This is a genomic window from Micromonospora sediminicola (assembly GCF_900089585.1).
GTDB classification, from domain to species: Bacteria; Actinomycetota; Actinomycetes; order Mycobacteriales; family Micromonosporaceae; genus Micromonospora; species Micromonospora sediminicola.
This window is the reverse complement of the sequence record NZ_FLRH01000003.1, coordinates 3,670,488-3,688,314: the sequence shown is the minus strand read 5'-3', so window position 1 is coordinate 3,688,314 and position 17,827 is coordinate 3,670,488. Positions and strand designations below refer to the sequence as shown.

Below are 17,827 nucleotides of genomic sequence, written 5' to 3'. Positions count from 1 at the left end.
CCGGCGCGGGCAGGCGCCAGTTCCCGTCCGGTGGCCTGCCCGACCGACGGGCCGGGAGCGTCAGGCGGCGCCCGAGGTCCGGCTCGGCGGACGGCGCGGCACGCCGGCGCGGCCGGGAACGCCCCGCCCGTCGGCCCGCACTCGCCGGCGCATCCGGGCCCGCGCCGGTGGGCGCACCTCGGCCTCTCCGGCGCCGGCCGCCCGGCGCACGGCCCGGTTCGCCTCCTCCGCGACGCAACCGGTGGCGCGCAACAGCTCGCTGTCGGCCGTACGCAGGTCGCTGATCATCGCCTCGCCGAACGTGCGTACGCCCTGCCCCCACGCGCGCCCGGCCAGCGCGGCGCCCTCCTCCACCAGCTGCCGGGTGCGGGTGAAGTCGGCGCCGACCCGGCACGCCCGGTGCAGCTCGCGGACCGCGTCGCCGAGACGACCCACGGCGTCCGGCAGCGCCGGCGGAACCGGCTCGTCGTACTGCAGGGCGGTGGCCGAGCGGCGGGCCACCGACCGCGCGTACAGGATCAGCCGTTCCAGATGCGCGACGGCGTCGGCGTAGCGGTGGTACTGGGCCCGGCGGTGCCACCGGACCGGCGCGATGGTGACCACCTCCTCGGCCCCGCTGAGCGCCTCGTTGAGCCGCCCGACGTCGGGTTCCAGCCCGCGCAGGTCCTCCAGGGCGCGCTGCGCGGCGTCGGCGTCCCGCCGGGTCAGGGCCCGGGCCACGGCGTCGAGCTGGGCGGTCAGCCGGGCGACCACCGGCTCGGTGGCCCGGTCCAGCACCCGGATCGGGTTGACCGGCAGCAGCAGCGCCACCACGAACAGGCCGACCAGACCGCCGACCAGCGCGTCGAAGATCCGGGGTAGTTCCAGACCGGGCTGGACCGGGGCGAGCGTGGCGATCAGCACGGCCGTACCGCCGGCCTGGCCGACCAGCGCGCCACCGCGCCCGGCCACCAGCAACGCGGTCGCGATGGCCAGGGTGACGACCAGGCCGGTCTGCCAGGAACCGGAACCGAGCAGGTAGCGCAGCAGGTCGCCGACCACGATGCCGAGGCCGACGCCGACCAGCAGCTCGAACGTGCGGCGGGCGCGCTGGCCGATGGCGGTGGCGATGGTGCCGACCGCGGCGGCGGGCGCGAAGACGTGCGCGCCGGGACCGAGCAGCCACTGGGCGAGCAGCGCGGCGAGCGCGGCGGCCAGCCCGGCCTGCACGGCGATCACCGCGGTGACCTCCAGCTGGCGCAGCCGGACCCGGCCGGCGGTGCCGCCCTCGGCGCGGGCCCGGGCCAGGGCGTGAGCGCTCCGCTCGACGGCCCGGTCCATCGGCGAGCGCACGGTGTCCGCACGGCGGTCGGTCATGGCGGCGGTTACCCGCCGCCGGCCCCTGCGAATCGTCGCGGGGTGGGCCGGCGTGGATCAGCGGACGCCGAGCGTGGCCGCCCCGTCGCCGGTGAGGTCGGCCAGCGCCGCCCGACGGCCGGTCAGCGCCAGCAGGAGCGCCGCGCCGGTGCCGCGGACCACCGGTCCCTGCCCCGCCGACCAGCCGAGGTCGGTCGCCTCGAAGCGCAGCCCGGCGACCCGGCGACGGTCGACGAAACCGACCGCCCGGCCGCCGGTGAGGAAGTCCAGCGAGACCCGCAGGCGCTCCGGGTCCAGGTCGGCGGGGAGGCCGAGCGGGTGGCGGATGTCCTGCCCGTGCACCTGCAGGTCGGTGAGCTGGCCGAGCCAGCCGACCACGGGCGGGCGGAACCGGTGCCCGGCGTGTTCGCGCAGCGCGGCGGCCAGCTCGGCGGGCGGCCGGCGCGCCACCCGCCGGGCCAGCCGGGCGTTGGCCACGTGCGGCCGGAAGCCGGCCCCGACCAGCACCGGCACCAGCCGCCACGGCTTCTCGACCAGCGGCGACACCAGGTGCCCGACGACCTCGCGGACGGTCCACGCGCCGCAGAGACTGGGTGTGTCCAGCTGGGCCGGGGTGAGCGCGTCGACCAGGTCGGCCGTGCGGCGTCGCTCGGCGGCGATCATCGGCAGCAGGCGCGGGTCGGCGCCACCGTGGCCGGTCACCGCGGTCAGCCGCGGAACGTGCGGTCGAGCAGGTCGAACAGCGCGGCCCAGTGCCGGTCGGTGGCCCGCGCGTCGTACATCGGGGTGTCCGCCTGGGTGTAGCCGTGCCGGGCGCCCGGGTAGACCTCGGAACGGTAGGTGACACCGGCCGCGTCCAGGGCCTTCTCCAGCGTCTCGATCTGCTCGGCCGTCATCGAGGCGTCCTGGTCGGCGTGGCCGAAGTACAGCTCGCCGGTCACCGCGCCGACGCCCAGGTGCGGACTGTCCGGGGCGTCGGTGACCACCCGGCCGGCGTGGAAGGCGGCCACCGCGGCGATCCGGTCCGGGTGCGCCTCGATCGCGCGCAGCGCGTTCGTGCCGCCCATGCAGTAGCCGGTGATCGCCGCCGGGCCGGGCGCGACGTCCGGCTGCGCGGCGAGGAAGTCGAGGTAGGCGGCGGTGTCCCGGGCCACGGCGTCCGGCGTCAGGGCGGCCATCATCGGGCCGAGCCGCTCGAACAGCTCGCCCCGGCGGCTGTCGTCGGTGAGGGCGGAGAGGTCGACCAGCGGGGAGCGGCCGGAGCGGTGGAACAGGTTGGGCGCCAGCACCACGTAGCCGCGGGCGGCGATCGTGGCGGCCATCTCGGCCAGCCGGGGCCGCAACCCGAACGCGTCCATGAAGAGCAGGACGCCCGGGAAGGGGCCGCCGGAGTCCGGTCGGGCCAGGTAGGCGTCCGCCGTCCCGTCGGCGGTGGGCACGTCCACGTTCGTCGGCTGCACGGGCCGGACCTCCTCGCTGCGGGTTCCGCGACGCACGCTACTCCCGGCCGGGGAGCGTGGCACCTCGGGCCTTCCGGTCGCGGCGGCGCTCGGGCATGCTGGGGCCCGCCGTTTGCGGCGGCCGCGCGCGGGAATCCCGCTGTCCCGGCAGAGGGAGGCGGCGAGATGGACCAGGACCAGTTCATCGGCGCGGTGGCGGAGCGTTGCGGGACGTCCGCGGAGCAGGCCACCGCGGTCACCCGGGCCACGTTGACCACGCTGGCCGAGCGGATCGACGGCGGGGAGGCCCGCGACCTGGCCGACCGGCTCCCGGAGGCGCTGCGGGCGTACGCGTTCGGACCGGCCGAGGCGGCGGAGCCGTTCGGGCTGGACGTGTTCGTGCAGCGGGTGAGCGAGCGCGCGGACGTCGACGTGGACGCGGCCCGCGACGGCGTGACCGCGGTCTTCGACGTGCTGCGCGACGCCGTCGACCCGGCCGCCTACGCCCAGGCCGTGGCCCAGCTCCCCGCCGAGTTCGGCGACGTGGCCGACCAGAGCGCCCCGTACGTGCGGCGCACGGCGTGACGGGGGCGCGATGAGCGAGGACGCGCTGCGTCGCCCGCCCGAGGCCGACGCGCAGGAACAGCGGCAGGACGAGACGCTGGTCGGCCCGCCCGACCGGGTCGGGGACGCGGTGCCCGAGGCGACCGAGGCGGACCTGGCGGAGCAGGGCGTCCTGCGCCCGCCGAGCGACCGCGCCGGCCTGGGCGAGTCGGTGCGCGACGACCTCACCGCGGCCGACGCCGTGGAGCAGAACCAGGAGATCCCGCTGCCCGACGAGGAGCGCTGGGCCTGACCGGTCAGTGGTCCGGGCTGTCCGCCGCGGCCATCAGCCGCAGCGCGTTCGGGTCCAGCCCGATGCGCACCGGCGTCTGCCCGTACGGCTCGCCGTCCACCTCGATCCGGGCCGGCCGGTCGGTTTCCAGCCAGAGCTGGCGGACGGCCAGGAACGGCTCGTCGCCGAGCGTGCGGCGGTGGCCGGCGGCCGCGTTGCGCGCCGTCTCGCGCAGCAGCCCGCGCCGGCTTTGCCCACCGACCGGGTACGCGACCAGGAGCCGGTCGTCGGCGGTGGCGTCGGCGGTGATCGGCCGGCCGGCGTGGAACCCGCCGTTGGCCACGTACACCTGGTGGGTGTGGAACGTGTGGTCGCGCCCCTCGGCGCGGACGGTCACGCGCAGCGGCCGGTGCCGGGCCAGCAGCCCGAGCGCGGTCAGCGGGTAGGCGAGCCGGCCCACGGCGCGCTTGAGCCGGGGCGGCGCGGTCAGCATGATGTCGGCCGACAGTCCGATCCCGACATGGTTGGTGAACCGGGTGTCGCCGATCAGGCCCAGGTCGACGTCGATCACCTTGCCGCCGGTGAGCACGCCGATCGCCGCGTCCAGGTCGAGTGGGACGCCGACGGTGCGGGCGAAGTTGTTGGTGGTGCCCAGTGGCAGCAGGCCCAGCGCGATGTCGCGGTGGGCGAGCAGCCGGGCCGCCGCGCCGACCGTGCCGTCGCCGCCGCCGGTGACCAGCAGGTCCGGGCCGAGTTCGGCCGCCTCGGCGAGCACCCGGTCCAGGTCGCCCGGCCGGTCCACGGGGTATGCGCCGAGCAGCTCGAAGCCGGCCGCGCGCAGCCGCGCGTGGACGGCGTCGTAGAGCCGGCGACCCCGGCGGGAGTGGGCGTTGACGACCAGCGCCGCGCGCCGTCGTTCCCGGATCGCCGTGGACAGCTCCTGCTTTGTCCGCACGGTTGCGACCCTATCCGGCCGTCGGTGCCGGTGACCGGCGCCGGGCCCGACACGGATCGGCGACTCAGGACGGTGCGCCCGCGGCGGCGAGCTGGTCGAGGTGCGCGGCGAGCAGGTCGCGGATCCGGTGCGGCGGCATCCGGTCGGGGTGCAGCAGCGCGTGCAGCGTCAGGCCGTCGAGCAGGGCGTGCAGCCGGGCGGTCGCCGCGTCGTCGGCCGGCTGCCCGCCACTGAGCAGCGTGACAGCCAGTTCGGCGGCGAGTCGGACGCCCTCGTCGGCCTCGGTCATCCGCTCCCGGGCGGCGGGGTCGACCTGGGCCCGCGCGGCGAGCAGGAGCCACACCTCCGCCTCCCGCACCCGCTGCCGGTCCAGCGGCAGCAGTTCCTCCAGCATCCGCTGGGCGACCTCCCGGGGCGGGCCGGTGCGGGCCTCGGCGGTGAACCGGCCGGCCGCCTCGGCCATCACGTGTTCCATGGCGAAGACCAGCAGCTCGGTCTGGGTGGCGAAGTAGTGCCGCAGGGCGCTGGGCGACCAGCCGGCCTCGGCGGCGATGCTGCGGACGGTGGCCGCGCCGACGCCGTCGCGGTAGACGACCCGCCACATCGCCGCGGCCAGTTCGGCACGGCGCGCGTCGTGGTCGACGATCTTGGGCACGGGCCCCTCCGGCGGGTCGTGGACGGCGGTTGCTACGGTTGTCGCACAGCGTACTAAAACGGGGAGGGCCCATGCTGGTCGGAGTGATCGTCGCCTGCGAGGTGGCGTTCTGGGTGGTCCTGGCCGCCGGGCTGGTCGCCCGCTACCCGCTGCGCCGGCCCCGCCTCGGCGCCGCCCTGCTCCTCGCGGTGCCCGCCGTCGACCTCGTGCTGCTCGCCGCCACGATGATCGACCTGCGCCGCGGGGGCACCGCCACCTTCGCGCACGGCCTCGCCGCCGCGTACCTCGGTTTCTCGGTCGCGTTCGGGCACAGCATGGTGCGCTGGGCCGACGAGCGCTTCGCCCACCGGTTCGCCGGTGGTCCGCCGCCGCGCCGGGCCCCCCGCTACGGGATGGCCCGGGCCCGGCACGAGTGGCGGGAGTGGGGCAAGGGCATGCTCGGCTGGGCGGTCGCCTGCGCCGTGCTGCTGGGCGGCATCGCGCTGGTCGGCGACGCCGAGCGGACCGAGGAGCTGTGGGCCTGGGCCGGGCGGCTCACCCTGGCCATGGCCGCCTGGCTGGTGTTCTGGCCGGTGGCGTACACGGTGTTCCCCAAGCGGGCGCCGCGCGGCGCCTGAGCCTCACCCCGCGCGGCCGGCGGGTGCGCCGTCGAGCCGGTCCAGGCCGACGGCGGTCACCAGCAGCGCGGCCAGCACCAGCAGCGCCGCGGCCGGCGGCAGCACCACCCCGAGCGGTGCCAGGAGCACGGTCGCCACGGTGACGGCGACGCGCGCCGGCCCGACCGCCTGCCCGGTGAGGCGGCGGAAGAGCAGCCGCCCGGCCAGGTAGAGCGCCGCGCCGCCGTACAGGGCCACGGCCGCGGACCGGTTCAGCCGCGACCCGGGCTCGGCCCCGGCGACGTGCGCCAGCACCTGCTCGGCGCCGAGCGCCAGGTAGATGACGCCGGCCACCAGCAGCAGGTGGGTCTGGCTGTAGGCGTCGGCGGCGATCCGGTCCCGCCGGTCCGCCGGCGCCACGGCGAGCGCGCGGGTCGCCGCCGGGGCGGTCCGGTGGAAGTAGAGCCACCAGAGGGCAACGGTGATCACGAAGCCGACCAGCGCCACGCCCAGCACCGGCAGCGCGGTCACCGCCGAGGCGGCGCCCGTCCCGGCGGCGGCCACCGACTCCCCCAGCGCGATGATCAGCACCAGGCCGTGCCGCTCGGCGAAGTGTGTCGGGCTGCGCAGCGGCCAGCTGCCCCGGCGGGCGTAGGACAGGCGCTGCCCGGCCACCTCGACGACGAACCCCAGCACCCACAGCGCCGCGTGCGCGGCGCCCTCCAGCAGGGCGCCGAGCAGCAGCGGCACCCAGCCCGCGACGCTGGCCAGGGCGAAGAACCGGATCCGCGCCCGCAGCGCCGGGTCGCCGGCCGCCGCCCAGTGGAACAGCGCCAGGTGCACCGCCCGCAGCAGCACGTAGGCGAGCGCGACGAGCAGCGGCCCGTCCAGACCCGGGCCGGACGTCCACGCCTGCGGCATGACCAGCGCGGCCAGGAACAGCGCGGCCATCGCGACCAGGAAGCCGGCGCGCACCACCCCCACGTCGGCCCGGGTGTGGTTGCCCAACCAGGTGTACGACGACCAGGCCAACCAGAGCAGCACGAGCAGGAGCAGCCCCTGCGCCATGCCGGCCGGTTCCGGGTGCGGCCCGACCAGCGCCATGATCCGGGTGAGCGCGAAGACGAAGACCAGGTCGAAGAAGATCTCGAACGGGGTGACCCGCCGCTCGCTCGCCGCCGGCCGGGGCGGACGCGGTCGGCCGGGGCGCCGTCGCGTCCCGTCCGGTCCCACCGTCCGCCCCCCTCGCCGCCGCGCCGTCCCCGCCGACGGTAGGCGGCCCGACGCGGGCGACGACGGGATTCCGCCGATCGCACCGAGCCCCGACCCGCAACGGCACCGGGCCGCCGGGCCCGGGCGGGACCGCGTCCGGTCGACCCGGGACCGTTCAGCGCCCGACGTCCGCCGGCCAGGCGGCGCGCACCAGCGCCGGCAGCACCTCGCCGGCCGGGCCGCGCAGGTTGACCGCGCAGACCGCGTCCAGTGGCGTCTCGACCGGGTTCACCTGCACCACCGGCGCGCCGAGGCGGGCCGCCACCAGCGGGACCTCGGCGGCGGGGTGCACCAGCGCGGAGGTGCCCACGGTGAGCAGCAGGTCGCACCGGGAGGCCGCCTCGACCGCCGCGGCCAGGGCCGCCTCCGGCAACGCCTCGCCGAACCACACCACCCCCGGACGGACCGGGGCGGCGCAGCGGGCACAGGCGGGCGGGTCCAGCCGCCCGGCCGGCGGCTCCGGGGCGTCGTCGGGCAGCGGCGCGGGGTGGTCGCAGGCCGCGCAGCGGGGCGCGAACAGGCTGCCGTGCAGGCGGACCGGGGCGGCGGCGCCACCGCGCTCGTGCAGGTCGTCGACGTTCTGCGTGATCACCACGGTCTCCGGCAGCCGCGCCTGGATCGCGGCCACCGCCCGGTGGCCGGCGTTCGGCTCGGCCCGGCGCACGCCGTGCCGGCGGCCCTCGTACCAGCCCCAGACCAGGGCCGGATCGGCGCGGAACGCGGCGGGTGTGGCCAGCTCCGCCGGGTCGTACCGCTGCCAGAGGCCGGTCCGGGCGTCGCGGAACGTCGGCACGCCGCTCTCCGCGGACATGCCGGCACCGGTGAAGACCACCGGACGGGTCGCGGCGGCGAGCAGCCGGCCCGCCTCCGCCAGCTCCGGGCCGGTCACACGTCCACCGTCAACCGCACGTCCACCCGGTCGCCCACCTCGATGCCCTCGGCCCGGCGCGCCGCGACCCGCAGCGGCACCACGTACCGCCCGTCCTTCGGCCACAGCGAGGTCCGCCAGTCGGTGCCCCCGATCCGGACGGCCACCGGGATCATCCCCCAGCCGTAGGTGACCGACGCCGAGGCGGCCTCGATGGCCGCGCTCTGCTCGTCGGGCACGGTGACGAAGTGGTACGGCGCCGGGCCGCGCCAGAACCAGACCTCTCCGCTGAACGCCAGCTCCATCCGGTCAGGATAGGGGCCGACCCCGACGGAACCGGAGCAGCCGCAGGCCGGCCAGCGTCACCCAGCCCAACAGCGGGAGGACGGCGACCCGCTCCATGCCCCCCACCCCGATGCCGACGTCCACCCGGGCCCAGAACAGCGCGACACCGACCGTTCCGGTCGCGCCGAGCAGCACGCTCGCGCCGCGCATCGCGCGCAGCAGCGGCGGGCGGGCCGCCGTGGCCGCGACCAGCATGCCGGCGTTGCCGCACAGGAAGATCAGCAGCGCGGCCAACAGGTGCCCGTTCTCGTCCACATCGGCCGGGCGAGCGCCGGCCAGCACGTACCCGACGGCGGCGGCCAGCGTCAGCCACCGCGTCGCGCCGGCCGCCCGGCCCGACCCGGGGGCGGTCCGGGCGAGCAGGAGGCCGAGCGCGAGCAGCACCCCGACGGCGACGAACGCGGCGTTCATCACCGGGTGCCACGGCGAGCAGACCAGACGGGGACGGGTGGTGTCCCACACCCCGCAGCCCACGTTGCCCAGGTCGCTGATGTTGTGCTCGGCCCAGCTGAACCGGGGGTGCCGCCAGGCCAGCCCGACCACGACGTTGGCGGTCAGGAACAGGGCGGCGGCGAGCAGCCAGCAGGTGGCGGCGATGCGGTCACGGGTCATCCGTCGAGTCCACCGCCGGTGCCGGTCCCCGCGCACGGGGCGTGGCGGGCCGGTCCGGGGTGGGGCTGGGCATACCCCGGACCGGGGGCCTGGACGGCTGGGCCGGGGCGACGCCGCCTGGCTAGCGTCACGGCATGACCGTGGACCGACCGTCGCACCTGGCCGGGGCCCTGCGCCGCCGGCGTTACCCGCTCTCCGCCTGGCCGTGGCGTGCCCTGTCGTACGCAGTGACGACCGTGCCGGTCGCCGGTGTCCTGGCGGTGGCGGCCGGCGTGCTCGCCGGACCGCTGCTCCTGGTGGTCGGCGCGCTGCGACGGGACCGGCCGGTCGACGTCGCGGCGCTGACCGTGCTCGCCGCCGTGACGGTGACCGGCCTGGGCGTGGCCCCGCTGGTCAGCGCGCCGGTGGCGGCGTTCGAGCGGTGGCGGCTCGGCCTGGTCGACGACCGGCCGGTGGTCGGGCCGCGATGGCGTGGCCCGGCCGCCCGCTTCACCGGCGGCGCCGCGTGGCGGGAGGTCGCGTACGTCGCCTGGCTGGGCACCGTCGTGCCGCTGGCGTACGGGACGTACGCGCTGCTCGTGCTGCTCGACCTCGCGCTGGTCGCCGGCCCCTGGCTGGCCGGCGGCCAGGAGCGGATCGTGCTGGTCCGGGTGACCATCGACTCGCCGACCGAGGCCGTCCCGTGGGCGGTCGCCGGCGTGCTCGCGGCCCCGGCGTTGCTCTACCTGGCCGGCCTGCTGGTCGCGGGCCAGGCGGCGGTGGCCCGGTGGCTGCTGGACGCCGCGCCCGACGGGGCGGCGCTGCGCGAGGTGACCCGGTCGCGGGCGCGCCTGGTGGGCGCCTACGAGGCCGAGCGCCGGCGGATCGAGCGTGACGTGCACGACGGGGCGCAGCCGCGGCTGACCGCCCTCACCCTGCAACTCGGGCTGGCCCGTCTCGACGTGCCGGAGGACTCCCCCGCCGCCGGACCGCTCGCCGTGGCGCACGAGCAGGCCAAGGAGCTGATGGTGACGCTACGCGGGATCGTGCAGGGCATCCGGCCGCCGCAGCTCACCGAACTCGGTCTGGCCGGCGCGGTGGGCGAGCTGGCGGCCCGGTCGGTCGTGCCGGTCGCCGTCCGGGCGGACCTGGCCCGCCCGGTGCCGGAGCCGGTCGAGACCACCGCCTGGTACGTGGTCTCCGAGGCGCTGGGCAACGTGGTACGGCACGCCGGGGCGACGCGCGCCGAGGTGCGGCTGACCCGCGGCGACCGAGGGCTGGTGGTGGAGGTCGAGGACGACGGGCGCGGCGGCGCCGACCCGGACCGCGGCACCGGGTTGACCGGGCTGGCGGACCGTGTGGCCGCCGCGGACGGCAGGCTGCTGCTGGCCAGCCCGACCGGCGGACCTACCCTCGTGCGGGTGGAGCTGCCGTGCCGTCCGTGACCCGGGTCGTCCTGGCCGAGGACGAGGTCCTGCTCCGCGAGGGGCTGGTCGGGCTGCTGACCCGGTTCGACTTCGCGGTGGTGGCGGCCGTCGGTTCGGCCCCGGCACTGCTCGACGCGGCCCGCACCCACCGCCCGGACCTGCTGGTGACCGACATCCGGATGCCGCCGGAGCACCGCGACGACGGCCTGCGCGCGGCCGTCACGCTCCGCGCCGAACGCCCCGACCTCGCCGTCGTGGTGCTCAGCCAGCACGTGCAGAGCGGGTACGCGGCCGCGCTGCTGGACAGCGGCGATGGCCGGCGCGTCGGCTACCTGCTCAAGGACCGGGTCGCCGACGTCGCCGAGTTCGCCGACACGCTGCGCCGGGTGGTGGCCGGCGGCACCGCCGTCGACCCGGACGTGGTGCGGCACCTGCTGCGCCGCCCGCGCGACCCGCTGGACGCGCTGTCCCGGCGGGAGCGCGAGGTGCTGGGGCTGGTCGCGGAGGGCCACTCCAACGCGGCGATCGCGGCCCGCCTGCACGTCACCGAGGCGGCGGTCGGCAAGCACGTCGGCAACATCCTGGCGAAACTCGACCTGCCGCCGGACGAGGACACCAACCGCCGGGTGCTGGCCGTGCTCGCCTACCTGCGTGCCGGAGGCTGAGCCCCTGGCCTGCGCCTCGCCCGCCTCCACTGACCGATTCGCGACAGTGGATCGCGTTCATGTCTGCCACGTTGGGGTACCCAGTCGGAGACCGGACACTGTGGAGGACGGGTTGCGAGTTGAGGTCGCGTGGCTCGACGACGTCGAGGGCGAGCTGGCGGAGTTGGAGACCTACCTGAGCCGGGACCCGAGGCTGGACGACGTCCGTCTCCAGCGGGGCCGGCCGGCCGTGCCGCCGGGCGCGCTCGGCGTCGTCGAGGTGCTCGAATTCGTGGCGTCGAACGTGAGCCTGGGGTTGGTGGTCAACGCGCTGTGGGACTTCGTCCGCGGTAACCTGCGCCGTCCGGAGACCCGCCTGCTGCTGACCCGCACCGATCTGGCGGACGGGACGAGACAGGTCGAGATCGACTTCACCGGCTCGGCGGAGGCGGCCGAGCGGATCGCCCGCGACGCCCTGGCGGACTGACGGTGACGTGGCCGCACGGGCGGGCCGACCCCATGCAGTCGGTGGCGGTCCTCGTCGGCGTGACCGACTATCCCCGCTCCGACTACCCGTCCGTGCCGGCGGCCCGGGAGAACGTCCGGCGCCTGGCCGACGAGTTGGCCCGCGACGACGTCTGGGGCCTGCCCCGCCCGATGCGCCTGGTGGAACTCGTCGACCCGGACCGGGCGACGGTCCTGCGTGTGGTCGCCGACGCCGGCCGGCTGGTCGATCGCCAGGGCGTCCTCCTCATCTACTTCGTCGGGCACGCCGAGCCGGTCGGCGCCGAACTCTGCCTGGCGGTGCGGGACTCCGACCGCACCAACCCGCGCGCCACCGGCGTCGCCGTCACCGACCTGGTCCGGGCGGCGGGCGGCAGCCGGGCCGACAAGCGCATGGTGATCCTGGACTGCTGCTACTCCGGTCGGGCCGCCGCCCACCTCCCCGGCGTCGCCGTGCGCGCCGGGGAGTCGGCGGGCTGGTACCTGCTGGGAGCCGCCGACCGGTCCTCGACCGCCTCCGCGCCCCCGTCGGCGGAGACGACCCTGTTCACCGCGGCCCTGCTCCGCGCGATGGAGGGCGACCCGGAGGCGGACGTCCACCTGACCCCGACCCAGCTCTGGCAGGCGGCCGCCGCGCTCCTGCCGCCCGACAACCAGCCCGTCCACAACGACGTCGCCTGGGCCCGGCAGCTCCCGTGGCTGCGCAACAGACGGCACGTCCCCCGGCCCCGCGCCCCGCTCGTCCTCGCCGAGTCCGAGGAGACGGAGCGGAACCTTCCGACCCGGCCCGCCCTGTACGCCGAGCCCCGGTACATCGGATCGCACGCCTTCACCGGCCGTGCCGCCCAGTTGGCCAGCCTCACCGACTGGGCCATGCCCGCGCAGCCGCACCCCGTCCTGCTCTACGAGGCCATCGGCGGCACCGGGAAGAGCATGCTGACCTGGGAGTGGATCACGAACCACGCCCCGGGCGCGCGCACCGACTGGGCCGGTCGCATGTGGTACTCGTTCTACGACAAGGGCGCGATGATGGCCGACTTCTGCCGCCGCGCCCTGGCGTACATGACCGGCCGGTCGGTGGAGTCCTTCGAGGGTGTGCCGCAGGCGCGGTTGACCGAACTGCTCCTGCACCACCTCGACCGCAAGCCGTGGCTGCTGGTGCTTGACGGCCTGGAACGCGTGCTCGTCGCCTACCACCGCTCCGACGCCAGCCGGTTGGCGGACGAGACGGCGGGCCGGACCGACGAGATCGCCAGCCGGGACCCGCGCAGCGCGATCCGTCCGTTGGACGACGAACTCCTGCGTCAGCTCGCCGGGGTGGGGCCGTCGAAGATCCTCGTCACGTCCCGGCTCACTCCCCGCGTCCTCGTCAACGCCGCCGGTCAGCCGATTCCCGGGGTGGTGGTCGAACGCCTGCCCGGCCTCCGTCCGCCGGAGGCCGAGGCGCTGCTGCGCTCGTGCGGCATCCGGGGCGACTCGTACCGGATCCAGGACTTCCTCCAGCGCCACTGCGACTGCCACCCGCTGGTCATCGGCGTGGTGGCCGGGCTGATCAACGACTATCTGCCCGACCGGGGCAACTTCGACAGATGGGCCGCCGCGCCGGAGCACGGGGGCCGGCTGGACGTCGGTGACCTCGACCTAGTCCAGAAACGCAACCACATCCTGCGCGACGCGCTGGACGCGCTGAACGCGGAGAGCCGGCAACTGCTCTGGACACTCAGCCTCCTGGTCACGTCCGTCGACTACGCGACCCTGGAGGCACTGGACGCCCTCAGGCCGCACCCGACCGCCGCCGGCGCCACCTCGGCCCTCCGCCGGACCGTGGGTGACCTGGAGCGGCGCGGGCTGGTGCAGTACGACCGGCAGGCGGGACGGTGGGATCTGCACCCGGTGGTGCGGGCCACCGCCCGCACCACCCTTCGCGGCGCCGACCTGGCGAGCGTCGGTGACCGGATCATCGACCACTTCTCCCGTCAGGCACACGACGACCCGTACGAGAACGCCACCACCCTCGACCACCTCAGCGACCCCATCACTGTGGTGCGGACGATGATCGAACTCGGTCGGTTCGCGGACGCCAACGAGATGATGGGGGCGGGACTAACAGCGGCGATGACAACGCGACTGGAGGCTTACCACGAGATCGTCGCCCTGACCCGCCCCCTCTTCCGATCGGACTGGTCCCTGGCTTCGGCGGTCCCGCCGAGCGAGGTCACACACTTGTTAGTTGCGATGGCCAGCGCGCTCTTCCAGCTGGAAATGTACGAGCAGGCAGCGGCCCTCGTCCGGCTTCGCATCGCGCTCGCGTTGGAGTCTCAGGCCGCGAGCGCCCTGCGGCTCGACCTCACAAACTACGGCACCGCCCAGGCCCGGCTGAATCGGCCGGCCCTCGCCCAGCGCGCTTACGCGCTCGCTAACGAGCTCATCGCCCTTCCTCTGACCGACCCAAGCAGCGCCCTTCAGACCCGCATCAACCTCATGGCCTTCCTTGGCCGGCAGGGAAGCTGGCAGGAGGCCGAGCGATTGTGGACGCTGATCGAGCCTATGGACCAGGACGCGCCCGGGGCAGTCATGCAGCCCGCTGCGGCACAACTCTATTATCTTCGATACGTTCGATACCCACGAGGGCTGCTAAGTGCCCGGGAGCTGACGACAGCCGAGCGGATCGCCACGGAACGACGGTCCCGGCCGGTACTGCGTAATCTGCGCCGGCTGCGTGGCGAGTGGTTGCTGTCGACGGGCGCCCCGGCGGATGCCGCCGCCCCGCTCGAGGACGCGGTCCGCATGGCCAACGAGGTCGACGTGCCGGACCTGGCGGCAGAGGCCTACCTCGCACTGGCGAACCTGGGGGCCCGTCCCGACCGGCGCGCCGCCGCGCGTGACGTGGCGACCCGGTTGTCCCCACGACACGACGCCCCCCACCTGCCGCTCGCCACCATCTGGCGGCTGCTCGGCGAGACCGGGTCGGCCGTCGCCCACGCCCGGGCCGCCTACGCGCGCGCGTGGGCGGACGGTGAGCCGTACGTCTGGCGGTTCGAGCTGGACCAGGCGGCGGCGCTGCTGCGCGAGCTCGGTGTCCAGCCACCGACGCTGGCGCCCTACGATCCGGCGCGGTATCCGGTCGAGGACTGGGAGCGCCGGGTGGCGGCGCTGATCGCCGAGCATCGTCGCGGCACCACCGGCCGGGCATAGGTCGAGCCGGCGGCACGGCGGGTCAGAGGCCCGCGACGGTGCGGCACGTGGCGACGGGCCCGGGCCGGCTCACAGGCCCATCGGGGTCGGGTCGGTGGCCAGCGCCCGGAACCGCTCGCGCGGGTCGGGCACCAGCCGCCGGGCGGTCAGGTCGAGCAGCCCGCCGACCCCGGTCACCGAGGCGACCGGGGTCCCGTCGGGGCGGGTGAAGTCCTGCACGATCTGGAACGTCTTCCCCTCGCACCAGCGGAACTCGCAGGTCACGTCGACCTCGTCGCCGCCGCGCAGCTCCCGCTGGAAGCGCACGGTCACCTCCAGGGCGACCGGCCCGACGCCGCCGGCGATCAGCCGGTCCTGGGCGATGCCGGCGGCGCGCAGGCACTCCCAGCGGGCGTGCTCGGCATATTGCAGGTAGACCGCCTGGTTGAGGTGCCCCTGGGTGTCGAGTTCGTAGCCGCGCACGGTGACGCGGACCCGGAACGGATCTGCCATGGTCGGCAGCCTAGTCAGCGACCTCCGGAGCGGCGGTCTCGACCAGCGTGCCGTCGGCCAGCCGCAGCCAGCGGTCCACGCCGATCGCGGCGAGGAAGCGGGAGTCGTGGCTGACCACGAGCAGGGCCCCCCGGTACGCGCCGAGCGCGCTCTCCAGTTGCGCGACGCTGTCCAGGTCGAGGTTGTTGGTGGGCTCGTCGAGCAGCAGCAGCTGCGGCGCGGGCGAGGCGTTCAGCACGCAGGCCAATGTGGCGCGCAGCAGCTCGCCGCCGGAGAGCACCCGCACCGGCAGGTGCGCCCGGTCGCCGCGGAACAGGAACCGGGCCAGCAGGTTCATCCGCTCGGCGTCGGCGAGCCCGGGCGCGAACACGGCCAGGTTCTCGGCGACCGTCCGCTCCGGGTCGAGCAGGTCGAGGCGCTGCGACAGGTAGGCCACCCGGCCCTCGACCCGGGTCGCGGTGCCGGAGACCGGCGGCTGGTCGCCGTGGACCAGGCGCAGCAGGGTGGACTTGCCGGCGCCGTTGGGTCCGGTGAGCGCGATCCGCTCCGGCCCCCGGATGCTCAGGTCGATCCCGTCGCCGCCGAACACCTGACGTCCGTCGTATCCGGCGCGCAGCCGCTCGCCGTGGAAGACGGTGCGGCCGGCGGGGACGGTGGTGTCGGGCAGGTCGATGACGATCCGGTCGTCCTGGCGGGCGGCCCGGCTGGCCTGGTCCAGCCGGCTCTGGGCGTCACCGACGCGCGCCGCGTGCGTCTCGGCGGCGCGGCCGGCGGAGACCTGGGCGTCCCGCTTCAGGCCGCCGGCGACGATCCGGGCCAGACCGGCGTCGGGCAGGTTCCGCGCCGCGGTGGAGGCGCGGCGGGCGGCCCGCTCGCGGGCCTGTTGCAGCTCCCGCTTCTGCCGCTTGAGGTCCTGCTCGGCGCTGCGGACCTGCCGCTCGGCGACCTCCCGCTCGGCGCGTACGGCCTGCTCGTAGGCGGTGTAGTTGCCGCCGTACCAGCGGATCTCGTCGCCTTCGAGCGCGGCGATCCGGTCCATCTCGTCGAGCAGCGCCCGGTCGTGGCTGACCACCAGCAGGCAACCGGACCGGCCGCGCAGCACCGATGTCAGCCGGTTCCGGGCGTCCTCGTCGAGGTTGTTCGTCGGTTCGTCGAGCAGCAGCACGTCCGGGCGGCGCAGCAGCTGCGCGGCCAGGCCGAGGGAGATCACCTGACCGCCGCTGAGCGTGCCCAGGCGGCGGTCCAGCGCGATCTCGCCCAGGCCCAGCCGGTCCAGCTCGGCGTGGGTGCGTTCCTCCACGTCCCAGTCGTCGCCGACGGCGGTGAAGTGCTCCTCGCGGGCGTCGCCGCCCTCGATGGCGTGCAGCGCGGCGATGGCCCGGTCGACGCCGAGGACCTGGGCGACGGTCTGTTCGACGGCGAAGGGCAGGTGCTGGGGCAGGTAGCCGAGCACGCCCCGCACGGTGACCGTGCCGGCGCTCGGGCGCAGCTCGCCGGCGATCAGCCGCAGCAGCGTGGTCTTGCCGGTGCCGTTGGGCGCCACCAGGCCGGTTCGGCCGGCGGGCACGGAGAAGGACAGGTCGGTGAAGACCGGAGTCTGGTCCGGCCAGGAGAAGGAGAGCGCGGAGCTGACGACGTAGGCGTCGGACATGATCGACCTCGGAGGTAAGGAACGCCGGAGCGCGATACGGCGCTCGGCGGGAGACAGGGGGACGACGAAGGGGGCCGCGGCGACGGCGCGGGATGCGCGTCGGCGGCCCTCCGGGGCTCTCACCCGGAGATGTCGTCGTCACCTGCCATGATCACTCCACTCCTCGGCGGGACCCGACCACCATAGCCCACCAGCGGGAAACCGGCGTGCGAGTTCCGCCGCGACCGCCTACCGTGCCCGCCGTGACTCTGACGATCATGACCCTGGCCGAGCGTCCCGACCTCGCGCCGCTGCTCGACGACGGCTTCGACGGCGCGTGGCCGCCGTTCATGCTCTGGGACCCGATGGGCTCGGTCTACTACAGCGTCGCCGACGAGCTCTATCCCGAGTTCGTCTTCGCCGCCGTGGACCCGGCCGAGCCGGACCGCGTCGTCGCCCGGGCGTACGCGGTGCCGCTGCGCTGGACCGAGGACGAGCTGCCCGACGGCGGCTGGGACCGGATGATCCAGCGGGCCACGCTCGGCCGGCTCACCGGGTCCACCCCCAACCTGGTCTCGGCGTTGGAGATCTGCGTCCGCCCGGACCGGCGCGGCGGCGGCGTGTCCGCGCTGATGCTCGCGGCGATGCGGGCCGCCGTCGCGCGGCACGGCTTCGACACGCTGGTGGCGCCGGTGCGACCCAGCGGCAAGGCAGCCGTCCCGGACGTGCCGATGGCCGAGTACGCGGCGCGCCGGCGCCCGGACGGGCTGCCGGAGGACCCGTGGCTGCGGGTGCACGTGCGGGCCGGCGGCGTCGTCGAGCGGGTCGCGCCGAGGTCGATGGCGGTCACCGGCACGCTGGCCGACTGGCGGCGCTGGACCGGCCTGCCGTTCGACACCAGCGGCCCGGTGCACGTGCCCGGCGCGCTGGCGCCGGTGCTGGTCGACGTCGCGCACGACCACGCGGCGTACGTGGAGGCCAACGTGTGGGTGCGGCACCGGCTCTGAGACCGGCCGCACCGCG

At 75.8% G+C, this 17,827-nt stretch carries 19 protein-coding genes; 8 read left to right on the top strand and 11 right to left on the bottom strand.

The features are described 5' to 3' along the window. Positions 1 to 60: 60 nt before the first annotated feature. Genes GA0070622_RS17565 through GA0070622_RS17555 form a run of 3 tightly spaced genes read right to left on the bottom strand, consistent with a single transcriptional unit; the run spans position 61 to position 2,816 of the window. Positions 61 to 1,356, bottom strand: coding sequence for an FUSC family protein (locus GA0070622_RS17565; RefSeq protein ID WP_091574297.1), 1,296 nt, complete (start codon positions 1,354 to 1,356; stop codon positions 61 to 63). 57 nt (positions 1,357 to 1,413) lie between these two features. Next, the gene (locus GA0070622_RS17560) at positions 1,414 to 2,058 is read right to left on the bottom strand and encodes a maleylpyruvate isomerase family mycothiol-dependent enzyme (protein ID WP_218060599.1); all 645 of its coding nucleotides are present in this window, start codon (positions 2,056 to 2,058) and stop codon (positions 1,414 to 1,416) included. A 5-nt stretch (positions 2,059 to 2,063) separates the two neighbouring features. Further along, entirely contained in the window at positions 2,064 to 2,816 is a 753-nt protein-coding gene (locus tag GA0070622_RS17555; RefSeq protein WP_091574296.1) for a dienelactone hydrolase family protein, read from the bottom strand. 165 nt (positions 2,817 to 2,981) lie between these two features. On the opposite strand from GA0070622_RS17555, the gene GA0070622_RS17550 reads away from it, so the two are divergent. Both GA0070622_RS17550 and GA0070622_RS17545 read left to right on the top strand, forming a co-directional pair. Next, positions 2,982 to 3,380, top strand: a complete 399-nt coding sequence (locus tag GA0070622_RS17550; RefSeq protein ID WP_091574295.1) for a DUF2267 domain-containing protein — start codon at positions 2,982 to 2,984, stop codon at positions 3,378 to 3,380. Positions 3,381 to 3,390: 10 nt separating this feature from the next. Further along, positions 3,391 to 3,651, top strand: coding sequence for a hypothetical protein (locus tag GA0070622_RS17545; protein WP_091574294.1), 261 nt, complete (start codon positions 3,391 to 3,393; stop codon positions 3,649 to 3,651). A 4-nt stretch (positions 3,652 to 3,655) separates the two neighbouring features. Here the strand turns inward: GA0070622_RS17545 and GA0070622_RS17540 are convergent, their stop codons facing one another. Then, on the bottom strand, positions 3,656 to 4,585 hold the full coding sequence (locus GA0070622_RS17540) for a diacylglycerol/lipid kinase family protein (protein ID WP_091574293.1): 930 nt from the start codon (positions 4,583 to 4,585) through the stop codon (positions 3,656 to 3,658). 64 nt (positions 4,586 to 4,649) lie between these two features. Then, complete coding sequence (locus GA0070622_RS17535; protein WP_091574292.1) at positions 4,650 to 5,240, bottom strand: TetR/AcrR family transcriptional regulator; 591 nt, start codon at positions 5,238 to 5,240, stop codon at positions 4,650 to 4,652. 71 nt (positions 5,241 to 5,311) lie between these two features. Between GA0070622_RS17535 and GA0070622_RS17530 the strand changes: the two genes are divergently transcribed. Further along, positions 5,312 to 5,857, top strand: coding sequence for a hypothetical protein (locus tag GA0070622_RS17530; RefSeq protein WP_091574291.1), 546 nt, complete (start codon positions 5,312 to 5,314; stop codon positions 5,855 to 5,857). A gap of 3 nt (positions 5,858 to 5,860) precedes the next feature. Here GA0070622_RS17530 and GA0070622_RS17525 read toward each other — a convergent pair whose 3' ends face one another. The 4 genes from GA0070622_RS17525 to GA0070622_RS17510 form a co-directional block, all read right to left on the bottom strand. Then, positions 5,861 to 7,069 (bottom strand): low temperature requirement protein A, encoded by a 1,209-nt coding sequence (locus GA0070622_RS17525; RefSeq protein WP_091574290.1) that lies wholly within the window; start codon positions 7,067 to 7,069, stop codon positions 5,861 to 5,863. Positions 7,070 to 7,223: 154 nt separating this feature from the next. Further along, entirely contained in the window at positions 7,224 to 7,997 is a 774-nt protein-coding gene (locus tag GA0070622_RS17520; RefSeq protein ID WP_091574289.1) for an SIR2 family NAD-dependent protein deacylase, read from the bottom strand. Continuing rightward, positions 7,994 to 8,281 (bottom strand): DUF1905 domain-containing protein, encoded by a 288-nt coding sequence (locus GA0070622_RS17515; protein ID WP_091574288.1) that lies wholly within the window; start codon positions 8,279 to 8,281, stop codon positions 7,994 to 7,996. The genes GA0070622_RS17520 and GA0070622_RS17515 overlap by 4 nt, the downstream gene beginning before the upstream one ends. A gap of 4 nt (positions 8,282 to 8,285) precedes the next feature. Continuing rightward, entirely contained in the window at positions 8,286 to 8,933 is a 648-nt protein-coding gene (locus tag GA0070622_RS17510) for a DUF998 domain-containing protein (RefSeq protein WP_091574287.1), read from the bottom strand. A gap of 134 nt (positions 8,934 to 9,067) precedes the next feature. Between GA0070622_RS17510 and GA0070622_RS17505 the strand changes: the two genes are divergently transcribed. From GA0070622_RS17505 to GA0070622_RS17490, 4 genes are all read left to right on the top strand, one after another. Further along, positions 9,068 to 10,357, top strand: coding sequence for a sensor histidine kinase (locus GA0070622_RS17505; protein ID WP_091574286.1), 1,290 nt, complete (start codon positions 9,068 to 9,070; stop codon positions 10,355 to 10,357). After that, the gene (locus GA0070622_RS17500) at positions 10,345 to 11,004 is read left to right on the top strand and encodes a response regulator transcription factor (RefSeq protein ID WP_091574285.1); all 660 of its coding nucleotides are present in this window, start codon (positions 10,345 to 10,347) and stop codon (positions 11,002 to 11,004) included. The genes GA0070622_RS17505 and GA0070622_RS17500 overlap by 13 nt, the downstream gene beginning before the upstream one ends. Positions 11,005 to 11,116: 112 nt before the next feature. After that, positions 11,117 to 11,470, top strand: a complete 354-nt coding sequence (locus GA0070622_RS17495; protein ID WP_141684587.1) for an effector-associated constant component EACC1 — start codon at positions 11,117 to 11,119, stop codon at positions 11,468 to 11,470. A gap of 2 nt (positions 11,471 to 11,472) precedes the next feature. Next, positions 11,473 to 14,682: a caspase, EACC1-associated type gene (locus GA0070622_RS17490; protein ID WP_091574283.1), complete on the top strand. Its 3,210-nt coding sequence runs from the start codon at positions 11,473 to 11,475 to the stop codon at positions 14,680 to 14,682. Between the two features lie 69 nt (positions 14,683 to 14,751). Here GA0070622_RS17490 and GA0070622_RS17485 read toward each other — a convergent pair whose 3' ends face one another. Further along, a complete protein-coding gene (locus tag GA0070622_RS17485) occupies positions 14,752 to 15,174 on the bottom strand; it encodes an acyl-CoA thioesterase (RefSeq protein WP_091574282.1) in 423 nt (140 codons plus the stop codon). A gap of 10 nt (positions 15,175 to 15,184) precedes the next feature. After that, positions 15,185 to 16,825: an ABC-F family ATP-binding cassette domain-containing protein gene (locus tag GA0070622_RS17480; RefSeq protein ID WP_091574281.1), complete on the bottom strand. Its 1,641-nt coding sequence runs from the start codon at positions 16,823 to 16,825 to the stop codon at positions 15,185 to 15,187. Positions 16,826 to 17,067: 242 nt separating this feature from the next. Between GA0070622_RS17480 and GA0070622_RS17475 the strand changes: the two genes are divergently transcribed. Next, on the top strand, positions 17,068 to 17,811 hold the full coding sequence (locus GA0070622_RS17475; protein ID WP_245666382.1) for an N-acetyltransferase: 744 nt from the start codon (positions 17,068 to 17,070) through the stop codon (positions 17,809 to 17,811). The last annotated feature ends 16 nt before the right edge of the window (positions 17,812 to 17,827 follow it).